The organism is Pseudomonas helvetica (genome assembly GCF_039908645.1).
Lineage (GTDB): Bacteria > Pseudomonadota > Gammaproteobacteria > Pseudomonadales > Pseudomonadaceae > Aquipseudomonas > Aquipseudomonas helvetica.
On the sequence record NZ_CP150917.1, the window covers coordinates 5150377 to 5172346 of the forward strand.

The following is a 21970-nucleotide window of genomic DNA, read 5'->3' on the forward strand; positions in this document are numbered from 1 at the left end:
GTAAAGATCACCTGCGCGAGGGTTGTCAGGCGCACGGAGCGAGGTTCAAACTGCGGCCTTTGTCGCTGGCCTGCACCAGCGTCTTTCTATAGATAGGCAAACGTGTGCGCGCATCGCGTAACACGCTGCACTTTGACCATTTATTCAGGGACCCGGACATGGAACTGGTTGTAAAAAGCGTTAGCCCAGAAACGTTGAAAACCGCCACTCTGGTGGTCGCCGTCGGCGAAGACCGCAAACTCGGCACGGTCGCCAAGCAGCTCGACGAGCTCTGCGGCGGCGCGATCAGCGCAGTCCTCAAACGCGGCGATCTGGCCGGCAAAGTGGGTCAGAGCCTGTTGCTGCACAGCCTGCCAAACCTCAAGGCCGAACGCGTGTTGCTGGTTGGCGTGGGTAAAGACGCCGAACTGGGCGACCGTCCATTCCGCAAAATCATCGCCGGCGTACTGAACTCCCTCAAAGGCCTGGGTGGCAGCGAAGCCGCTCTGGCGCTGGACGAAGTCGCGGTCAAAGGGCGTGACAGCTACGGCAAGACCCGCCTGCTGGCCGAAACCCTGGTCGACGGCGAATACACCTTCGAGCAGTTCAAGAGCCAGAAGGCTGATCCGCGCGCCCTGAAGAAAATCACCCTGCTGACCATCAAGGCCGCACAGGCTGAAGTCGAGCGCGCCGTGACTCACGCCACTGCAATCGCTAACGGCATGTCCTTCACCCGTGACCTGGGCAACCTGCCACCGAATATCTGCCATCCAAGCTTCCTCGCCGAACAGGCCAAGAGCCTGGGCAAGGCCAACAAGGGCCTGAAGGTCGAGATCCTCGATGAGAAGAAGATCAAGGAACTGGGCATGGGCGCGTTCTACGCCGTGGGCCAGGGTAGCGATCAACCGCCACGCCTGATCGTCATGCAATACCACGGCGCCAAGAAATCCGAGAAGCCTTACGTGCTGGTCGGCAAGGGCATCACCTTCGACACCGGCGGCATCAGCCTCAAGCCGGGCGCCGGCATGGATGAAATGAAGTACGACATGGGCGGCTCGGCCAGCGTCTTCGGCACCTTGCACGCAGTGCTCGAATTGAAACTGCCGATCAACCTGGTGTGCATCCTGGCCTGCGCCGAGAACATGCCAAGCGGCGGCGCGACCCGTCCTGGCGACATCGTCACTACCATGAGCGGCCAGACCGTGGAAATCCTCAACACCGACGCCGAAGGCCGCCTGGTGCTGTGCGACGCCCTGACCTACGCCGAACGCTTCAAGCCACAGGCGGTGATCGACATCGCGACCCTGACCGGCGCCTGCGTCGTCGCCCTCGGCGCCCACACCTCGGGCCTGCTGGGCAACAACGACGAACTGATCGGCCAGCTGCTGAGCGCGGGCCAACAGGCTGACGACCGCGCCTGGCAACTGCCGCTGTTCGATGAGTACCAGGAACAGCTGGACAGCCCGTTCGCCGACATCGCCAACATCGGCGGCCCGAAAGCCGGCACCATCACGGCGGCCTGCTTCCTGTCGCGCTTCACCAAGAACCTGAAGTGGGCGCACCTGGACATCGCCGGCACGGCCTGGACCAGCGGCGGCAAGGACAAGGGCGCCACTGGCCGTCCGGTTCCATTGCTGACCCAATACCTGCTGGACCGCGCCAAAGCCTGAAACTGAAGATCCTGAACGGCGTCATCCGCGGATGACGCCGCGCAGGCATCAGGAACCGCAATGACCAAAGTCGATTTTTATATCCTGCCCAGCGCCGATCCTTCGGCGCGGCTGGATTTTGCCTGCAAGCTCACCGAAAAAGCCTGGCGCATGGGCCACCGTATCTACCTGCATTGCAGCGATGCCGCCCAACGCGAAGATCTCGATGCACGCCTGTGGGCGTTCAAAGGCGAAAGCTTCGTGCCTCACGGCCCCGCCGAAAACGAACCGGACGGTTTAGTGGTGCTTGGTCTGGGAGACGATCCAGGACAACACCAGGACTTGCTGGTCAATCTTGACCTCAAAGTCCCGTCTTTTGCCCAGCGCTTTGCCCGTGTGGCCGAAGTGGTGGTTGAAGACCCGGCTATTCGTCAGGCCGCGCGGGAGTGTTTCCGTTTCTACCGCGAACAGGGCTATCCTCTGCAAGATCACCGTTTACAGCGACTCTGAGCACATGATGGACACGTCAAACCAGCTGCAAAAGTCCGCGCACCTGCTGGACGACCTCGAGTCGATCCGCCAGTTGCTCGGCGATGACAACCTGCAACCACCGCTGCTGACCGACACCGTCGAGCAAGTCAGTGATGAAGGCCAGATTCCGATGTTGTTCGATCAGGTCGGCGGCAAACCGCAGGCTGAAATCATCGAACCACCTGCCCCACCACCGGCACCCGCGCCTGCGCCTGTCGCGGCTCCGGCTCCGACCTCATCTGTCCAGCAAGGCGCCGATGTCATGCTGCACCTGAACGACGAACTGCGCGCTGCCGCGCAATTGATCATGCAAGACGTGATCGACGACTTCGCCCCGCACATCGAAACCGAGATCAAGCGTCGGCTGGATGCGCGGATGGAGCGGTTGTTGAGTCAATATCAGTCCTGAGTCCGCCTCGCTTGAAGCCCCACGGCAGTTCGCTGCCGTGCCTGCCACGCAACAACGCGACACTGCACGCATTCGCGATGGCGCGTCTTAGACCGCTTGTCTGAACTGTTATTTCTGACAGTAGGCACGTCCCTGAAAAAACGCAAGTGTGATCCCTTCACACTTTTGCGGCAGGAGACGATGACATGAGCGCTATAACCGTATTTCAACCCATTACCAAGCTTCATCCCCAAGACAAGCCTCTGTTTTCAGGAAAAACGGCACCAGAGAAATCGCTTAACGTTTGCCAGTCCAAAACCGGGCTAGTGCTAGCCAAAACGACCTCAGATAAAAATGGCTCCTGGCTAGTGCGCAGCTCCGTCAGTTTGCCTGAGGGCGAGTACTCCATTTCGGCTTACGTTGAAGGTACTTCGGTATACGCCGACAACGTCCCTTTCGTCGTAGAGGCGCTCTCCTCCGGAGCCCTGCCCAACGGCAGCGCGCCCACGGTCACCAGTTCGACCACCGTGACCACCCTGCGCCCCCTGCTCAAGGGCAAGGCGACTGCCAACGCCACCGTCCATGTGTATCAAGCCAACGGCGGACTTTTCGGCAGCGCAATCGCAGATAAAAATGGCGACTGGGAATTGCAACTGACGCAAGACCTCAGCGTCTCTGCCTCTGGCACATCAGACATTGCACTGATCGCGTACAACACGGCAGGTGCACCGGTATCGGGCTGGACGAGTGTCACGCTGACCGTAAACGTTACTTCGGGCAGTACCGCCCTGCCCAGCGGCAGCGCGCCCACAGTCACCAGTTCGACCACCGTGACCATCCTGCGCCCCCTACTCAAGGGCAAGGCAGCCGCCGATATCGTCGTTTATGTCTATCAAGCCGGCGGCAGCACTCTTTTCGGCAAGCCAACGGCCGACAAAGTTGGCGACTGGGAATTGCAACTGACGCAAGACCTCAGCGTCTCTGCCTCTGACACATCAGACATTGCACTGATCGCGTACAACACGGCGGGTGCACCTGTATCGGGCTGGACGAGTGTCACGCTGACCGTGAGCCGACCATAGAGCCCAGCTATAGAGACCGCGCAAGGTGCGGGATTGGAGGGCAAAAACTTGTTGACCATCAGCCCCTCCCCTTTCGAGCAATATTTGGAGGAGGGAGTTAAAAACATCAACGTTATAAGAGTTCACAGCAGGGAGGCAGTATAAAAAGCCACTCTCTGCTCGCGTATAAACCGGCGGGACTTAGCATATAAAATATTCTTACCCCACAAGTGCAACTGAGTATATGGATGCCCGCCTTCCACTTCGAAAAACGCTGCCGGACCAAAGCAAACTCCGACCGCTCATTCGTCGCAAGTCATGAACTGATTGCTAAGTTTAGCTAGCATCCAGCGCAGACCTCAAAAATTTAAACAACCGAAACATAAGTAAAAAAAGGGAGGCAAAGCCTCCCCAACTGAACAAATACCTACTTTATGCGCACAGAGTATTTAACCCTTTGAACCAGGAGGAGGCGTAACGAACCCGACACCACTCTCATTATTATATGTATTGCCAGATGAAAGACGCCAGCTTCTATCATTTTTGGCCGCTGTAAACTCAAGGTTATGCCCAGGATTAATTGAATGCTGACTACCATCCACATTATGGACGGTCGACTCATGAATCGTCCTGTTACACACAACAACTTTATTTTCAGTCGATGTAACATCATTCGTCGGCGGCAACTTCACTCCCCTGCCTTGCTGATAACTATCGTCAATATTAATCGTAGTCAAAACACCTTGTCCGCTCATCTCAAATACCTTTTATAGACTGGGCATCAAACACATTCATCGCATGCAAAAACTCACACAGGCTATATACAGCCACTTTCATGCAATACGTTTTCCGCCGGAGTGGTTTATTTAAACTTCCTACCCAAATAGGGGATCGAAAGCCAAACAACCTTAGCAACTCAGAAATCAGACATCAACTGTCACAAATGACAGTTGACAAGACAAACAACCTTCCGAAGTCTTACACTTTATTTCAACCTGACAGTCCACACATTCAAACACTTTCCTGCTCAACAGCCCTGCAGGGCCAGTCCTGCGAGGACTTTACTTCAATTCGCAACTTTCCCCACCCTAATGAAAATTACAGTTCGATAGAATAATAAAAATAGCCAGAGCATCGCCTTATAACTAATGCATCTCACCGCACGCCTGATAAGGTGGAGATCAGGATGTGAACAATTTCTTCTCCACCCTCCGTCAACACTAAAATCATGCACAGACCGAATGCACCGACGAACGGATCGCCGGGGCATTACTCACTCGCCCTTCGCCCCCTGCCCCGCTATACTTCCCGGCTTTTCCTGAATAAATGCCAATAGGGTCCCGCCGCGCATGGATAAGACCTACCAGCCGCACGCCATTGAAACTTCCTGGTACAACACCTGGGAGTCCGAGAATTATTTCGCCCCGCAAGGCGCGGGCGAGTCCTACACCATCATGATCCCGCCGCCGAACGTCACTGGCAGCCTGCACATGGGCCATGGCTTCAACAATGCGATCATGGACGCCCTGATCCGATTCCGCCGCATGCAGGGTCGCAACACCCTGTGGCAACCGGGCACCGACCACGCCGGTATCGCCACGCAAATGCTGGTGGAGCGTCAGCTCGAAGCCAAGGGTCAGAATCGCCACGATCTGGGCCGTGAAAAATTCCTCGAGAAAGTCTGGGAGTGGAAGGATGAGTCCGGCGGCAACATCAGCCGTCAAATCCGCCGCCTCGGCTCGTCTGTCGACTGGAGCCGCGAGCGCTTCACCATGGACGACGGCCTCTCGGAAGCGGTCAAGGAAGCCTTCGTGCGCCTGCACGAAGACGGTCTGATCTACCGCGGCAAGCGTCTGGTCAACTGGGACACCAAGCTGCACACGGCGATTTCCGACCTCGAAGTGGAAAACCACGACGAAAAAGGTTTCCTGTGGAACCTGAAGTACCCGCTGGCCGACGGCGCCAAGACCGCTGAAGGCAACGATTACCTGATCGTCGCGACCACTCGCCCGGAAACCATGCTCGGCGATGCTGCCGTGGCGGTTAACCCGAACGATGAACGCTACAAAGCCCTGATCGGCAAGTTTGTCGTGTTACCACTGGTTGGCCGCCGCATCCCGATCATCGCGGACGATTACTGCGACCCTGAATTCGGCACCGGCTGCGTGAAAATCACCCCGGCCCACGATTTCAACGACTACGAAGTCGGCAAGCGCCACAACCTGCCGCTGCTGAACATCTTCGACAAGAACGCCGAGGTGCTGCCAGCAGCCCAGGTCTTCAACCTCGATGGCAGCGTCAACGAAGAGATCGACGGCACGCTGCCCGCCGAATACGCCGGCCTCAACCGTTTCCAGGCCCGCAAGGAAATCGTTGCTGCGTTCGAAGCCGCCGGCCTGCTGGTCAGCGTCGACGATCACGCGCTGAAAGTACCGAAAGGCGACCGCTCCGGCACCATCATCGAGCCGTGGCTGACCGACCAATGGTACGTTTCCACCAAACCGCTGGCCGAGCCTGCGATTGCTGCCGTTGAAGACGGCCGCATCCAGTTCGTGCCCAAGCAGTACGAAAACATGTACTTCTCGTGGATGCGCGACATCCAGGACTGGTGCATCAGCCGTCAGCTGTGGTGGGGCCACCGGATTCCGGCCTGGTATGACGAGTCGGGCAAAGTCTACGTCGGTCGCGACGAAGCCGAAGTGCGTGCCAAGCACAACCTCGGCCCGGACGTTGCGCTGCAACAGGACAACGACGTGCTCGACACCTGGTTCAGCTCGGGCCTGTGGACGTTCTCCACCCTCGGCTGGCCGCAGCAAACTGAATTCCTGAAGAAGTTCCACTCCACCGACGTGCTGGTGACCGGCTTCGACATCATTTTCTTCTGGGTTGCCCGGATGATCATGCTCACCATGCATTTGGTGAAAAACGAAGACGGCACGCCTCAGGTTCCGTTCAAGACTGTGTATGTGCATGGTCTGGTGCGTGATGGCCAAGGCCAGAAAATGTCCAAGTCCAAGGGCAATGTCCTGGACCCGCTGGACATCATCGACGGTATCGAGCTTGAAGCACTGGTAGAGAAACGCACCTCGGGCCTGATGCAGCCAAAACTGGCGAAGAAGATCGAGAAGCAGACCCGCGAAGAGTTCGCCGACGGTATCGCCAGCTACGGCACCGACGCACTGCGCTTTACGTTCTGCTCGCTGGCCTCGACCGGCCGCGACATCAAGTTCGACATGGGCCGCGTCGAAGGCTATCGCAACTTCTGCAACAAAATCTGGAACGCTGCGCGCTACGTGCTGGACAAGGGCGAAGACTGCGGCCAGAACGGCGAGGCCTACGAGCTGTCGCTGGCGGATCGCTGGATCATTTCGCAGCTGCAACGCACCGAAGCCGAAGTGACCCGCCAACTCGACCAGTTCCGTTTCGACCTGGCGGCGCAAGCCTTGTACGAGTTCATCTGGAACCAGTATTGCGACTGGTACCTGGAACTCTCCAAGCCGGTGCTGTGGGACGAAAACGCAGCCGTAGAGCGTCAACGCGGTACCCGCCGCACGCTGGTTCGCGTGCTGGAAGTCGCCTTGCGTCTGGCCCACCCGTTCATGCCGTTCATCACCGAAGAAATCTGGCAGCGCATTGCGCCGCTGGCCGGTGTTCAAGGCAAGACGATCATGCTGCAGCCTTGGCCAGTGGCCGTTGAGGCACGCATCGATCAGGCCGCCGAAGACGACATCGAATGGCTCAAGGGCCTGATGCTTGGCACGCGTAACATTCGTGGCGAGATGAACATCGGCCCGGGCAAACCACTGCCGTTGTTCCTGAAGAACGTCAATACCGAAGACCAGCGTCGTCTCACCGAGAACGAAGTCCTGCTGAAGAAGCTGGCCAAGCTCGAGTCGATCACCGTGTTGGCGGCAGGCGAAGAGGCACCACTGTCTGCTACCGCACTGGTGGGCGAGATGGAAGTGCTGGTGCCGATGGCCGGCCTGATCGACAAAAACGCCGAACTGGCGCGCCTGGACAAGGAAATCCAGCGCCTGCAAGGTGAAGTGCAGCGGGTCGGCGGCAAGCTGTCCAACGCCGGCTTCGTTGACAAGGCCCCGGCCGACGTTATCGAGAAAGAACGCGCCAAACTGGCTGAAGCTGAACAGGCTTTGGGCAGACTGGCCGAGCAGCATGCGCGGATTGCCAGTTTGTAAGAGGCATGTCTAGTCCTGAATAGGTTTAACCTGTTTCAGGACGGGACAGATAAATCAAAAGGAGGCCTTTTCAGGCCTCCTTTTTTTATGCGTTTGTCCAGCCTCCAAGGTTCGACTCCATGGATTCCTTATAGATTCTGGATTTTCTGGATAGGCGCCTTTTAAATGTAAATGGTTATTTATTTAATAATTTTATATAGCATTTAACTATAAAAAACTGACACTTCTAACAGTATCCCGGTAGCGTCAATGGCGCATAGCATGAAGTCACCGGCACCTCAGCAAGCGCTTGCCCTTCTTCGGTGCTTCATCGCTTTGCCTCATAGCAAACAAGGAGTTAGCCATGTCTGGTACTGAAATCACTGCCTTTGACACCAAAAGCCCTGCCATTCATGGTGTTTCAGCTCAAACAGGGTCATTTCACACCTATCTGCCCATTGCAAAGCTATTGGACAATGATGGATTGGGACCCGAGCTTGATATCAAGCTCGTTTACTCTCCAGGTGCCAGGTTTTCTGTTTTTGGGAATTGGGCGCTAAACCTCAGCAATGAAACAACTTCATCACAGCGCCCTGATTTATTCAACCTCAATCTTTCAAATGGCGAATCATGGGAACTTAGTGATATTAATGATGAAAGGCTCTTCACACCCAACATCTATTCGCGCGACTATAACACCATAGTGCACAAGGATGGAACAATCGAAAGCTTTGTTGCTTTCCTTCACATAAACACAGACAAAAGCAAAGGCATAGAAGACTTTGACTTCGATGCCAACCCCGTCCGTAAGCTGCTTGTGAAAAAAACATCCTCCAGCGGAAGATCAATTACGCTGTCCTGGGGTTTAGTTAATCATGAATACAAAACGCACGGCGTTAAACGAGCAATCATTCTACCGCGACTTGAGTCCGTATCCAATGAGAATAAACAACTATTATTACGCATAGAATACACAGAAGAAAACTCTCAACAAAAAATCATATTTCATGTGTACCCAGGGACCGCAAACTACTATTCAGTTACCATTAAGCTGGATGATCAAGTACCTCTTAAAAAAAGAGAATATCTTAATTCACACCACCCCGCTCACTCAACCTTAAACATCTTCCCCTGGAACGGATTAACCGTTATAAGTACAACTCGTAGCGACCGTATTGGCACTACAGAATTTAGCTATACGCACAACACTGATAGAATAGATAAATACTCCCCCCCTCCTCCACCAATATTATATGATTCAACCTTCCCTATCTTTTCAACAATAAATACCATAACCCACCCATCAGGACTACTGGAAGAAATCCAGTATGACAATAAGAAAGTATCTACTCACACTATTTCCCTCAATAAACAGACCATCAGCAAGCAGAACTACAACCATTCCAGTATTGTTTATGGCTATTACAGCACCACCATCGACGAGGAAATCAGCGGCAGTCATTCCGTCCATCACTTCGACGCCAGCAAGAACCAACAAACCAAAGAAGTAGTGACTATCGGCGGGTGCAAAAAAACAATTGAAGTCTCGCGCGCCGTTATATTCAGCGCGATGGATACCACTTCCCTTCCGGCAAAAGAAATCAAACCAGGCAAAATGGAGGTCATCACCACAACAACCTACGAGAACCCAGGCAAACTAACCCGTTCTGAACAAGTCAGCGTCAGTCTGGATCTGCTGGGTAACATAATTGCCAAAACCGAAAACGGCGTTACCACGGAGTGGACGTACTACCAAGGCGCACCAAGAGAGTCAATTTTAGTCAAGAAAGAAACCTTTAACGAGAGCCCTAGCGTGACGGTGGCAGCCGGCTGGGTTGGTGACTACCTGAACCCCATCGGCTGGGGGTTCCATATTTTCGGCAAAGCGGGCCTGACCTGGGGTACCCGCGAAGTTCGTACCGTCACCCACTCGCCCTTTGTCACCGACACCGGCAAAAAGACCTTCAACCTACCAGTGGACATTACCTGCCCCGGAGACCCCAACTACTTCAGGGTCTACGTCGAATCCGAAAAGGTTTACACCCTCGAAGGAGGCAAGCGAACTGATTTGCGCTGGACCTTTTTTGGCTACGGTAAATTACCGGTTCAAGGTGCGGAGGTTAAAGGTCCGGCAGTCAGGCCTACGATTAAACTGACTATTTACAACCCCATCGCCGATGCTAGTGGAAAGCTCGTCTCCGGGGCAAACGACGCTATGACGGTAGAAGAAACCCAGTACATCACCGACGTGAAGGACGCACATCATGGCCGGGTGAAGTCCACCTCCCAGAAAATCCTGGATACCTCTGGCAGCACAGTTGCCGGCTCAATAGTGACCACTGAGTTCGTCTACAACCTGGAACATGGTGAACTCACCACCACCGCCAGCATTAGCGCCAGTAATACCCCAGCCGTTACGCAAAAACAGACCATCCTGACACTTACTGGTCAATTATTGACGACCACTGATTCCCTAGGAAATAAGACTAAGTATGAGTACGACCAACGGGGACGCACGACCTGGCAGGCCAATTACGGGAACGATGATGCGCCCTACGCCACGACTAACCTCAGTTATGTCGACTCGGCCACACAAGACAGCACCGTTACCCGTACCAGCGCCATTGGAGAACAATCCCGGGAGGTTTTCGATTCATTGGGACGGCTGACCCAAACCCAGCGGCTTCATTCGGACAGCATCACTTGGCTGACGCTCGACAATACGGTTTACAACTCACTGGGACGTGAAAGCGCGATCACAGAATATGACTACCACCCCGACGGATCTCAGTTTTTGAGCCGCACGCGGAATCTGGAATATGATGATTGGGGGGCCGTTTCCAAAATCAAATGGGTGGGCGGCATCACTCAAGGTTTCGAGTATGACCCCGTCTCACGGCAGCAAACACAGTGGACCACCTACGGCACGCACCAAAGTGGAAGCGTTTCAACAGTGTTTGATGAGCAGACAGGTACACGCAGGCACGAAACCTCTATTTTCACTAATGGCCAATTGCAGCGCTCATACACTGCCATCTACGACGCTTTGGGGAAACTCACAGAAGAGTCCTCCTCATTCGCTCCCAAACGCCAATACACTTACGATAAGTTTGGACGGCTGACTCGTATTACCGCCGCAAACGAGATAACCACTAATGACTATCCTACCCATACCCTGAGCGCCACCGCCAGTGCTGCTCGCCTGGAGAACGGGAAAGAACGTTGTGAGTTGGGCTCACGCACATTGGATAGCCTGGGACGCGTGACAAAAACTACTGTCGGAGGGCGGACTACCAATTTCACCTATACAGGCAGCAGCGACTGGGGCAAGTCCGACAGCAAACCAAACAGCGACATACAACAGGGGATTCCGGTCACCCTCGCTGCCGTGCATGAGTCGAAGCTGAACCAAGTGACGGAGACTACCACCGGCGGTATCGAGAGTGGTAGTAATCGGGAGACCAGCACGGCTCGGTACACCTGTTCATTACGCGGAGTGGTGCTGAGTGAAACGGATGCATTTGGCAACACCACCACATTCAACTATGACGTTCAAGGGCGCCTGAGCAGTACTTCAAGTGCAACAGCCAAGGTTGATTTCAGCTACGACAGTGCTGGCCGGTTAACAACAGAAACACTGGAGAATCTGATCGACAAGCGGTCGATGGCCACAAACTTCACGTACGACGACAAAGACCGGGAAACTCAACGCAAGTTTGAAGCCGAAGGCTTCAATACGTTGACGATAGTTCAGGATTACAACAACTCCTCTCAAATCGCCAGCATGACGCTGTACGAGGCTTCGACGTTACTACGCAAGGAGACCTTCACCTACAATGACAAGGGACAGTTGGCGAGCTATACCTGTGAGGGGCCGCGCAAACCAGTTACGCCAGAAGGTCTGATCCTGGACAGTCAGACCTTCACATACGACCTCGCCGGCAACCTCAAACAGTGCAACAACACCTCAAACGGTGGCACCTTTCAAGACAGGTACCAATATGATGGGACGGACCGTACTCAACTGGTCAGCGTGACTCGAGGGAAACCTGACAAAGTTGATCGGGCTTGCACCTTCAGCTACGACGACCAAGGCAGGCTGAGCAATAACGACGACGTGCAGTTGCAATACAACGACCTTGGAAGGTTGGGCGGACTGAAATTCCCCAAGAGCAAGAGGTTGTACAATTACTCTTACAACAACCTTCGCCAGCTAGTGGGTTGTGCAGGCAACGATTATTACGAGTTGTTCTATTATCAGGGCGACTCTCAATATGCACGCAAAGGAGGCCTTCAAACCAACGGCCGACGGATTTATCGCACCACAGTACTGCTCAACCAAAGTGCCGCCTGTGTGCTGCAGCAAAACACGCAGAAAATCCACGATGAGACCAAAACTGTCAGTCACAGCTTTGAGATCAAGGACATCAAGGGCACAGTAATTGCCAGCCACAACCTTCTCGACAACAGCTCAACCATTTTTGCCTACACGCCCTTTGGGTATCGCCCCTATGACTGGGCGCACCATTCTTGGATTGGCTTCAATGGCCAGCCTATCGATCGTGTCACCGGCTGTTATCACTTGGGCAATGGTGTAAGAGTTTACGACCCTGACTATCAGCGCTTTCAAACCAGGGACAAATTCAGCCCTTTTGGCAAAGGCGGTGCGAACAACCGCAGTTACTGCCACAACGATCCGGTGAACTATAGTGACCCCAGTGGGCATGCAGAAATTGTTCATCAATACACCGTGGTCACCCATGGTGCCGCGATACGGGATCCCATAGTACAAGCGGTGTTATTCGGTTCTGTGGGTATCTTGCTGGCGCCTTTTACCGGCGGCGCCTCAATCGGCTGGACAGCAGCGGCCGTAGGGATTGCAATTGTTTCCGCCGGGTTTGGCATCGCGTCGGCGGCTTTACAGGACAGCGATCCAAAATTGGCGACAGCGTTTGGCTGGGCCTCGCTAGGAACCGGGTTTGCCAGTGCCGGGGCAGGTGCTCTGGGGGCCAAGGTAGCGGCAAGGGCCAGCTTCAGGCTGGCACAAAGCAACCTGCCAGCGTCACAACGAATCGCACAAGGAACGATCTACCGCAGAGGGAATTTGCCAGCCGGGGACTCCACCACAGGGAATGTCAACGCCTTGCTGGAAGGAAAGCCTGTTAACTCAACCTACGAACTCTACAGTGGTGGCTTGGACAGTCGGATTTTATACATTGATGCTCATGGCACCGCGATGGCCTCAGAACACGTGCTCTCCCCCCTGTCAGCCGAGTTTCAATTTCGCTCCGCTCCAGGCGTCAAGGCTGCTGATGTCGGCACGAACTGGGAGACACGAGTACTGGGAAGAACAGCTTACAGGCATCCGCCTGGTGCGACGGATATCCCTAACTATATCCTTGACGAATTCACCGTCGCCGAACACGTAAAAATTGGTTCTCTCCCGTCAAATTATCAACCCATATTGAAGGAGCTGGCCAAGCAACTCAATGCCGACATACTGAGGCCGACCAGCATGGTATTGCTAAGTGATCTGATGACTGAAGTAACTCGCCAAGGCTACCACTACGACCGAATTGTCGGAAACTTTTGTCGGGGCACCATGGCGTACGACACACCGCCTCTCGTCCAAAGTATTCGGCGAGCCATCGGCGCATGGTAATGGAGCAGCAGGGACGGAATGCTCCATCAACTCGGGCGTCGTGCCAGATAGGTTAACGCTGGAACAAAGGGAAGACCCACGCAGACCTCTTGCCAGTCAGTTAAACTGACTGGCATTTTTTCTAATTGGATATTCCGGCGATTTAGGCCTGATGGTATTGGAAGTGACGTCGCGTGTGCCTCACTCGTTCATCACCGAAGAAATCTGACCACTCGATAAAACAGTTGAGCCAGGCTGTCAGAATAACAACAAGGCCAAAACCGAACAGATCTTGAAAAAGTTAGTGGAACAGCTTGTACGGATAGCCAATTTTTCAATGAAAGAAAATGCCGGGCCCTGAAACAGATTCATATCTATTTCAGGGCCCGGCACATTAATCGGGTCGATTAATAGTGTTAATCAACTCTGCTCAGCCCGCGCTTGGCGGAGAGATATTCTGCTGACCGTCAGGCAGAGCGCCAGGAGGAAGAGGATCACTATATTTACGCACCCCTTGAGACACCCACTTTGCCCCATCAAACTTAAATTGCAGATTCGCTTTTCCGGGCAATTCGACATCAGTATTCAAGTTAGTATTAATCGATTTCACAGTCGTAGGCTTTTCTCCTTTATTCTCGATTTGAAGGAGGGTGCCAACTTTGTACGTTGACTTGCCTGCCTCAATAGTAAGCGGGCTAGTATAACCACTCCACTCATCACCCAGAGTGTAAATATTAGCCCCCGCTCCTGACTCCGCCTTCACGGTGCCTGGAGGATTGTTCTCTTTGGGAGAGCCATCAATAGCCAGTACGCTCATTGACAACGACATTGCTCCGGCCAGTAAAAAAAATCTGTTCATATCCAACATCCTTATTAGTTATCTAAAATGCGAGAGAGGCAATTATTTTTCCTCAACGAAAAATTTAACACCGTTAAAAATATCGTCCACTGTCAAAACTAACAGTCGATCAGACCAATAAGAAATAACCTCAATTCTAACTATGCTATTTCGGGGAAGGGAGCGCCCACTACCGCACCTCGCATTTCCAAAAGTGGAGTCCCGTTTTCCAGCCGAAGATGTGGGACAATACTCGCCACTTTGAGCCAAAACCCTGAATCGACTTCCCATGACCGCCCCTAGCAAACCCAAAGCCCCGCGCCAAAAGCCAAAACCCGCGACCCCGGCCAAAGCCGTCGAGCCGCGTGAGAAGGCCAGCTTGCATCCACGCAACCGCCATCAGGGCCGTTACGACTTCCCGGCGCTGATCAAGACCACGCCTGAGCTGGCGAAGTTCGTGATCATCAATCCCTACGGCAAAGAGAGCATCGACTTCGCCAGCCCGGATGCAGTGCGGGTGTTCAACCGGGCGCTGCTCAAGTCGTTCTACGGCATTGCCCATTGGGACATCCCGGCCGATTACCTGTGCCCACCGGTTCCGGGCCGTGCCGACTACGTGCACTTCCTGGCTGACTTGCTGGCCAGTGTCAACGACGGCGAAATCCCGCGCGGCGCGCCAGTCAAGGTCCTCGATATCGGCATGGGCGCCAACTGCGTCTATCCGTTGATCGGCTACAGCGACTACCGCTGGCACTTCCTCGGCTCGGAAATCGACCCGACCGCCGTGGCCGCCGCCAAAGCCATCGTGCAGTCCAACGGGTTGAACAAAGCCATCCAGTTGCGCCAGCAAAGCAATCCAAAGCACATTTTGCTGGGTCTGCTCGAACCCGGCGAACGCTTTGACCTGACCATGTGCAACCCGCCGTTCCACGCCTCGATGGACGAGGCTACCAAGGGCAGCGAGCGTAAATGGCGCGCACTGGGCCGCGCCGACCCGAAGCGCAAGCTGCCGGTGCTGAACTTTGGTGGCCAATCGGCCGAACTGTGGTGTGAAGGTGGCGAAGCACGGTTTGTGACGCAACTGATCGCCGAGAGCGCGCACTTTCAGCACAAAGTGCTGTGGTTCAGCACCCTTGTCTCGAAAGCCTCAAACCTGCCTGCCATCCAGACCGCACTGAAAAAGGCCGGCGTACTGGAGAGCCAGGTCGTGGAAATGTCTCAGGGGCAGAAGCAAAGCCGTTTTGTCGCCTGGACCTTCCAGACTAAATCCGAGCAGCAGGTCTGGCGCGAACGCTGGGTTCGCAAGAGCTGAGTAACTGACCAACGCAGATCAACTGTGGGGAGGGCCGGGCGACGTTCGCTTGCTCGCTCCCACATTGGCTTGCAGCATTTGCTGAATAGCGGATACAAAAAAACCGTGCCCGGGTTGTCCCGGCGCACGGTTTTTTTTACTGCGGTCTTACTTGTTAACAGCGTCAGTCAGGCCTTTAGCCACGACCAGCTTGATAACTTTCTTGGCAGCGATTTCGATGGCAGCGCCAGTCGAAGGGTTGCGGCCGGTACGGGCAGGACGCTCGGTCACTTTCAGCTTGCCGATACCTGGCAGAGTGATTTCGCCGCCGTTTTCCAGTTGATCAGCAACGATTTGGCCCAGTTGGTCCAGAGCGTTACGCGCGGTGGTTTTTGGCGCGTCGATAGCTTCAGCGATATCGGCGATCAGTTGGTCTTTAGTAAGAGCCATGTGGTGTTCCTTCCCTATCAAATTCATATGGATTGCAGAGTGCAGTGTCAGCCATCGAGCCCGATCTTCTGGATCTGGCACCCTCGGCTACAACACCGACGGGTCGGGGTTATAGATGCCGAAATCAGGGTTTGGTTCGACCTGACAAATGCTGAATGCACGCTTAACGCAGTGACTTCGCGTAAGACCGGGCAAAACTAGCACAGAGACGGGGAAATATCCGCCTCTACCTACCCATTTGGTCAGCTTTATTGCTCTAAATCCGGAAAAAAGCGCATAAGCCCGGTCAGACACGCCTCGAACACCCTTCAAGCACCGCCAAAACCAGCAGGTGCGGTACACTGGGCACTTTTTTGGGGGAGCACGCCCTCCTCTCTTCAATCAGCCGAGAAGCCCATGCCGATCCGTCATTGCATCGTCCACCTGATCGACAAAAAACCCGACGGCACTCCTGCAGTTCTCCACGCCCGCGACTCCGAACTTGCTGAGTCCACGGCCATCGAGAATATGCTCGCCGACCTCAACGAAAGCTATAACGCCAAACAAGGCAAGGCCTGGGGTTTGTTCCATGCCGAGTCCGGCGCGCACCCGTTCAGCGGCTGGCTGAAGGAATACCTCGACGGCGGCAAGGACTTCACGGCGTTCAGCCGCGTTGCAGTGGAACACCTGCAAAAGTTGATGGAAGAATCCAACCTGTCGACCGGCGGCCACGTGCTGTTTGCGCACTATCAGCAAGGCATGACCGACTACCTGGCTATCGCACTGCTGCACCACAGCGAAGGCGTGGCGGTGACTGACCAGCTCGACGTGACGCCGTCCCGCCACCTGGATCTTGGCCAGTTGCACCTGGCAGCGCGAATCAACGTGTCCGAGTGGCAGAACAACAAGCAGTCCAAGCAGTACATTTCGTTCATCAAGGGCAAGAACGGCAAGAAGGTTTCGGAGTATTTCCGCGACTTCATCGGCTGCCAGGAAGGCGTCGACGGTCCGGGCGAAACCCGCACCCTGCTCAAGGCGTTCAGTGACTTCGTCGAAAGCGAAGACCTGCCGGAAGAGTCCGCCCGCGAGAAGACCAAGACCCTGGTCGACTACGCCAGCAGCCAGGCAAAACTCGGCGAACCGATGGGCCTCGAAGAGTTGTCTGAGCTGATCGACGAAGAACGCCCGAAAGCGTTCTACGATCACATCCGCAACAAGGATTACGGCCTGTCGCCAGAGATCCCGGCAGACAAACGCACCCTGAATCAGTTCCGCCGCTTCACCGGCCGCGCCGAAGGCCTGTCCATCAGCTTCGAAGCGCACCTGCTGGGCTCGAAGATCGAATACGACGAAGAAGCCGGCACGCTGATCATCAAGGGCCTGCCGACCCAGCTGACCGATCAGCTGAAGCGCCGCAACTGATGCTGAACGGCGTACTGAAGAAATTCCTGCTGATCCTGCTGGTGGTTGTGGCCTACCAGAACTGGGGCAAGATCGAGCGGGTGTTCAATCCTTCACAAGTGGTGTCCGAGCAGACCCAGGCCAATGCCAGGGTCGTGCTCTACGCCACCGACTGGTGCGGTTACTGCAAACTGACCCGGCACTTTCTCGACCAGAAAGGCATTCCTTACCGCGAGTTCGACATCGAGAAAGATGCCGAAGCACGCAAGACTTATGAAGCGCTGGGTGGACGCGGAATACCGATGCTGGACGTGAACGGCACATTGATCCGCGGTTATGAGCCTGAGGCGATCCTCACTGCCCTGAAATAGACTGTGGCGAGGGAGCTTGCTCCCGCTCGAGTGCGCAGCGCTCGCAAACAGGTAAACCGGTTCTGTCAGGCAAAACGCGAATACCATTTCTATGACTGCTTCGCCCGAACGCGGACCGGCCGACGGGAGCAAGCTCCCTCGCCACAAATGCCCGTGCCCGGGTCAGCGTGCCTCGATGCGAAAGCCAAACCGCGGGAAGTGCACATGCACCAGCCCGCCCCGCTCATCTTCGCGGCGCAGGATCAGTTCTTCGCGCCCAGCAAACAGCAACTCACCTACGACCGGATCAACGCCATAGTCAGTCGCCGCAATGACTACTTGCTGGCCGGCCTTGAAGCCGTTTGGTTCATCGAATTGCTCATCCGGCAAAGCCGCTGGTGTTGAATGACGCGAAACCTCCAGCGCCTCTTCAGAGGTCATTTCGCTGAATGCACCATGCCCGAAGCCCATGACCCGAACCAGCCATGCCGACACCGCCGGATAAACATCGACCAACGGTGCCGTCACCGGTGTGTCCTTGAGGAACCACAACGGGTGAGCCATGGCGAAGTCGGCAATCGAAGGTTCACCAAACAGGTAATCACCGTCCTCGCGCTGCAATTGCTGCTCAAGCCGCGCCATGATCGTCGGCCATTGATGCCTGGCCTGCTCGGCCGACAACCGCGTAGCGCTGCCACCGCTGAACAACCCGGCACGGTCAGCGACAAATGCCTTGATCGCTTCTGGAGACAACTTGGCAAAACGCACCGCCACCGATTCTGGCTGGAACACCAGGCTCACCGCATGCTGAAACACCACCGAATCAGCCCAGGCGGCAAAGCTCGCAGTGATCATCTCCCGACCCTCCGGAAACAATGCAGGCGAAGCCTTTTCCTGTTCCAGACGGCGGGCAATCAACGCTGTGTCGCAGTAGATATCGGCGCCAATCTGCAACACTGGGGTCTTGCGGTAACCACCGGTCAGTGCGGTCAAATCGGGTTTTGGCATCATTCGCGGGATCATCACGGAACGCCAGGACAAGCCTTTGAAACCGAGCAACAGTCGGGTTTTTTCTGCAAAGGGGGAAGTTGGGTAATGGTGAAGAATCAACTCTGGCATGCTGGGCCCGCCGCTGGTGTTAGATGTCAGCAGCTTAGCGCGCAATCGAATAGCGGCCTACCCATCTGCCTGATGGGCACTTATCAGTCAGATTGATAAACCCGCAGAGGCGCTCGCCACCAGACATTCCTTGGCGCTTTTCTTGAGTTTTTTGATCAGGCGTTCCTGACGCAGTGCTTCGCTTTTATCGCGGCAGGCTTCGGTGTACACCAAGGCAACAGCCGGGCTTGAGAGGAAGAAACGCGCACCTTTACCGCTTTGATGAGTGGCAAAACGCCGGACAGGGTCGTCACTGATCCCGCAGTACAGCGAACCGTTGGCCGCACGAACCAGATAGACGAACCAGGGTTTGCTCTGCGCGGGTGGGGTTGCAGGGTCGCTGACGGAGACTTCGCTCAAGGTGTTCACGTGACGATCAAGGCTTGTAGGAAACAAGCCGCGATCTTATCAGCGACTGGCCTGGAACGCCTTCAAGCCTTTCAAGGCCTGTGCGCGCACAGCGTTGCCCACCAATGGTGTCCAGCCCAGCAACAGACCTTTGAAACCCAATGCCTGACGCGACCAGCGCCACAGATCGAAATGGTCGTGGTGCTCGCAGATCTTGCCGTCACGGAAAACAAATCGCGCCTGAATGTCGTTGACCACCGTGTTGCCGGTCTGGCTGAACAGGTAGGTCGCCACCCAATGCGCACCGCCCGTACGCTCATCGGCGCGGACGTTATCGAAGGTCAGGGAAAAGTCTTTGGCGCGAGTCGTGAGCATGCGCCACATGTCGCCGGCATCGCGCCCACGCAGTTCGCCGAACGCCGGATCACTGAACACCACGTCGTCGGTGTAGCAGGCGCTCATGGCCTCGGCATCCAGCCGCTGGAAGGCTTGATAGAACTGGGTGATCAAGGCGCGGTTGGCATCACTCATGGGCAGGCTCCCTGCATTGGCAAAAACGGCTTCGAAAGATCCCTGCACGATAATCTGCCAATGCAGGGAAAACTACCGACATTCGCATCAGGAATATCGGCACTGCGCAGGCTTCAAACGCGTTCGCTTTCGACCTGTACGTACAGCGAACGCCCGGCACCGAGACCGGCGATGATCGCGCCGAGGCCAATAACCCCGAAGATCCAGCCCAGCGCGGTCCAGCCGCCGGTCCAGTCATGTACCAAACCGACCGCAAAAGGTCCCATTGAGGCCAACGTATAGCCGAACCCCTGGGCCATGCTCGACAGGTTGGCCGCCACATGGGCATCGCGCGAACGCAGCACGATCAGGGTCAGCGCCAGGCTGAACGTACCGCCCTGCCCCAGTCCGAGCAGAATCGCCCAGCCCCACAGGCCTTCGATCGGCGCATAGAGGCAGCCGAACAGACCGCCGAGGGTCAGGAGCATGACGACGACGATCGCCAGTCGCTGATCCTTGCCGCGAGTCGCCAGCCAAGGCGCGGCCAATGAGCTGGCCAACTGGATGATCACCGAACCGGACAGCACCAGCCCGGCCTGGGTCGGGGTCAGGCCACGGCCGATCAGGATCGACGGCAACCAACCGAAGACAATGTAGGCCAGCGAGGATTGCAGGCCCATGTAAAGGGTCACTTGCCAGGCCAGCGGATCACGCAGCAAACCGCGCACCCGATACGCCACATTGTGCGCGCCGTGTTTCTGGCCAACTTGCGGCAACCAGAACATCGCCGCGACCAGCGCCGGGATCACCCAGAAGCCCAGGCCCAGCGCCCAGCTTTCGTCGAAATGCTGGCTCAAAGGCACCGTCGCACCGGCCGCCATGGCCGCGCCAAGGCACAGGGCCATGGTGTAAACGCCGGTCATGGTGCCCGCGTGTTTGGCAAAATCACGTTTGACGATGCCCGGTAGCAGCACACCGATCACGCCAATGCTCGCGCCGGCCAGAATGCTGCCGGCGAACAGTCCGATCTCACCGAACGAACTGCGCAGAATGATCCCGCCAGCCAGCGCCAGCAAAATCCCCAGCACCACTCGCTCGGCGCCAAAGCGCCGCGCCAGCAGCGGTGCCAGCGGCGCGAACAGCCCAAGGCAAAGCACCGGCAAGGTGGTCAGCAAACCGGCCTGGGCCGCCGACAGCCCGAGACTTTTCGACACATCGCTGAGCAGCGGCGCCATGCTCGACAGCGCCGGGCGCAGGTTCAGCGCCACCAGAATCAGTCCCAGCAACAACAACCACGGACGACGTAAAACCGGATGGCTTTGCTGGACCTGTTCGTCATCAGCCTCGGCATCGATCAACAGCTCTTCGAGCTCAGCCGTGCGTTTGAGTTGGGTCGTGCTGCTGGTATTCGCCTGCTGGCTGGACATGAGGTTCTCGGTTTCAAGGTTCATTGATCAACTGCCTGGAAATGGCTTTGGCCCGTTCCGGATCGCGCTGCTCAACGGCATCGAGCAGTTCGATATGCAGATCGAACACCTCCTGACGTCTGGGAGTGATGTTGAGGGTCTGGCGCAGTTGCGCGCCGATGATGCTGGAGAAATAGCGATACAACTCGCTAAGCGTCGGGTTATGCGCGGCGTCCACCAAACGCCGGTGGAACACCAGGTCGCAGGCAATGTAGCTATCGAGATCGCCGTGGTAGTGACTGCCGCTGACACCCAGGGCTTCACGCAGTGCGATGAGGTCTTCATCGGTACGACGCAACGCCGCCAGACCGATGGCCTCGACCTCGAGGATGTGTCGGGTTTCCCGGGCCTGTTCGTGGGAGCAGCGGGACAAGGCTTTCATCGTGTCGAGCGGGTCGACAACCGCCCGCAGGTAACTGCCGTCGCCCTGCCGGATCTCGATCAAGCCGGAAAACGCCAACACCCGCATGGCTTCGCGCACGGTGTTGCGGCTGATACCCAGCTCGGTCGCCAGCTCAGGTTCAGTGGGCAGGCGCTGGCCGACTGACCAGGTGCCGTTGTTGATGCGCAGGCGCAACTGTTCTAGGGCCTGATCGACCAGAGAACGCTTAACCAGTGGGGATGTGTCTGTCATTGAATTCACCCTTTCATCCAATCATAGGATGAATTTTCTGACATGTTAGTCAGCTTCGTCCGAGAGGACAACGGGCTAGGGTTACAAAGCTGGAAATGGAGCGGGATTGTCGATTGTTAAA

At 55.9% G+C, this 21970-nt stretch carries 17 protein-coding genes; 9 read left to right on the top strand and 8 right to left on the bottom strand.

What is annotated here, in order from left to right; translation table 11 throughout:
- Positions 1–158 precede the first annotated feature (158 nt).
- From AABM55_RS23860 to AABM55_RS23875, 4 genes are all read left to right on the top strand, one after another.
- Positions 159–1649: a leucyl aminopeptidase gene (locus AABM55_RS23860; RefSeq protein WP_054593878.1), complete on the top strand. Its 1491-nt coding sequence runs from the start codon at positions 159–161 to the stop codon at positions 1647–1649.
- Between the two features lie 60 nt (positions 1650–1709).
- A complete protein-coding gene (locus AABM55_RS23865; RefSeq protein ID WP_347927930.1) occupies positions 1710–2138 on the top strand; it encodes a DNA polymerase III subunit chi in 429 nt (142 codons plus the stop codon).
- A gap of 7 nt (positions 2139–2145) precedes the next feature.
- Positions 2146–2568, top strand: coding sequence for a DNA polymerase III subunit chi (locus tag AABM55_RS23870; RefSeq protein ID WP_347927931.1), 423 nt, complete (start codon positions 2146–2148; stop codon positions 2566–2568).
- Between the two features lie 185 nt (positions 2569–2753).
- The gene (locus AABM55_RS23875; protein WP_347927932.1) at positions 2754–3629 is read left to right on the top strand and encodes an Ig-like domain-containing protein; all 876 of its coding nucleotides are present in this window, start codon (positions 2754–2756) and stop codon (positions 3627–3629) included.
- A 428-nt stretch (positions 3630–4057) separates the two neighbouring features.
- Here the strand turns inward: AABM55_RS23875 and AABM55_RS23880 are convergent, their stop codons facing one another.
- A complete protein-coding gene (locus AABM55_RS23880; RefSeq protein ID WP_347927933.1) occupies positions 4058–4363 on the bottom strand; it encodes a hypothetical protein in 306 nt (101 codons plus the stop codon).
- A 594-nt stretch (positions 4364–4957) separates the two neighbouring features.
- Between AABM55_RS23880 and AABM55_RS23885 the strand changes: the two genes are divergently transcribed.
- Both AABM55_RS23885 and AABM55_RS23890 read left to right on the top strand, forming a co-directional pair.
- Positions 4958–7804, top strand: a complete 2847-nt coding sequence (locus AABM55_RS23885; protein WP_347927934.1) for a valine--tRNA ligase — start codon at positions 4958–4960, stop codon at positions 7802–7804.
- Between the two features lie 343 nt (positions 7805–8147).
- On the top strand, positions 8148–13445 hold the full coding sequence (locus AABM55_RS23890; RefSeq protein ID WP_347927935.1) for an RHS repeat-associated core domain-containing protein: 5298 nt from the start codon (positions 8148–8150) through the stop codon (positions 13443–13445).
- Between the two features lie 409 nt (positions 13446–13854).
- Here AABM55_RS23890 and AABM55_RS23895 read toward each other — a convergent pair whose 3' ends face one another.
- Positions 13855–14283, bottom strand: coding sequence for a hypothetical protein (locus AABM55_RS23895; protein WP_347927936.1), 429 nt, complete (start codon positions 14281–14283; stop codon positions 13855–13857).
- Between the two features lie 268 nt (positions 14284–14551).
- Between AABM55_RS23895 and rlmF the strand changes: the two genes are divergently transcribed.
- Entirely contained in the window at positions 14552–15574 is a 1023-nt protein-coding gene (gene rlmF, locus AABM55_RS23900; protein ID WP_123585122.1) for a 23S rRNA (adenine(1618)-N(6))-methyltransferase RlmF, read from the top strand.
- A 147-nt stretch (positions 15575–15721) separates the two neighbouring features.
- Here the strand turns inward: rlmF and AABM55_RS23905 are convergent, their stop codons facing one another.
- Positions 15722–16003 (bottom strand): HU family DNA-binding protein, encoded by a 282-nt coding sequence (locus tag AABM55_RS23905; protein WP_007905514.1) that lies wholly within the window; start codon positions 16001–16003, stop codon positions 15722–15724.
- Positions 16004–16399: 396 nt separating this feature from the next.
- On the opposite strand from AABM55_RS23905, the gene yejK reads away from it, so the two are divergent.
- Positions 16400–17404: a nucleoid-associated protein YejK gene (yejK, locus tag AABM55_RS23910; protein ID WP_054593883.1), complete on the top strand. Its 1005-nt coding sequence runs from the start codon at positions 16400–16402 to the stop codon at positions 17402–17404.
- Positions 17404–17754, top strand: a complete 351-nt coding sequence (locus AABM55_RS23915) for a glutaredoxin family protein (protein ID WP_347927937.1) — start codon at positions 17404–17406, stop codon at positions 17752–17754. Before yejK ends, AABM55_RS23915 begins: the two co-directional genes overlap by 1 nt.
- A gap of 162 nt (positions 17755–17916) precedes the next feature.
- Here the strand turns inward: AABM55_RS23915 and AABM55_RS23920 are convergent, their stop codons facing one another.
- From AABM55_RS23920 to AABM55_RS23940, 5 genes are all read right to left on the bottom strand, one after another.
- Positions 17917–18852: a glutathione S-transferase family protein gene (locus AABM55_RS23920; RefSeq protein WP_103315703.1), complete on the bottom strand. Its 936-nt coding sequence runs from the start codon at positions 18850–18852 to the stop codon at positions 17917–17919.
- 87 nt (positions 18853–18939) lie between these two features.
- Complete coding sequence (locus AABM55_RS23925) at positions 18940–19260, bottom strand: GIY-YIG nuclease family protein (protein WP_054593886.1); 321 nt, start codon at positions 19258–19260, stop codon at positions 18940–18942.
- A gap of 39 nt (positions 19261–19299) precedes the next feature.
- On the bottom strand, positions 19300–19770 hold the full coding sequence (locus AABM55_RS23930; protein WP_054593887.1) for a nuclear transport factor 2 family protein: 471 nt from the start codon (positions 19768–19770) through the stop codon (positions 19300–19302).
- Positions 19771–19883: 113 nt separating this feature from the next.
- The gene (locus tag AABM55_RS23935) at positions 19884–21200 is read right to left on the bottom strand and encodes a CynX/NimT family MFS transporter (RefSeq protein ID WP_347927938.1); all 1317 of its coding nucleotides are present in this window, start codon (positions 21198–21200) and stop codon (positions 19884–19886) included.
- Complete coding sequence (locus AABM55_RS23940; protein WP_103315706.1) at positions 21190–21849, bottom strand: FadR/GntR family transcriptional regulator; 660 nt, start codon at positions 21847–21849, stop codon at positions 21190–21192. The genes AABM55_RS23935 and AABM55_RS23940 overlap by 11 nt, the downstream gene beginning before the upstream one ends.
- Positions 21850–21970 lie beyond the last annotated feature (121 nt).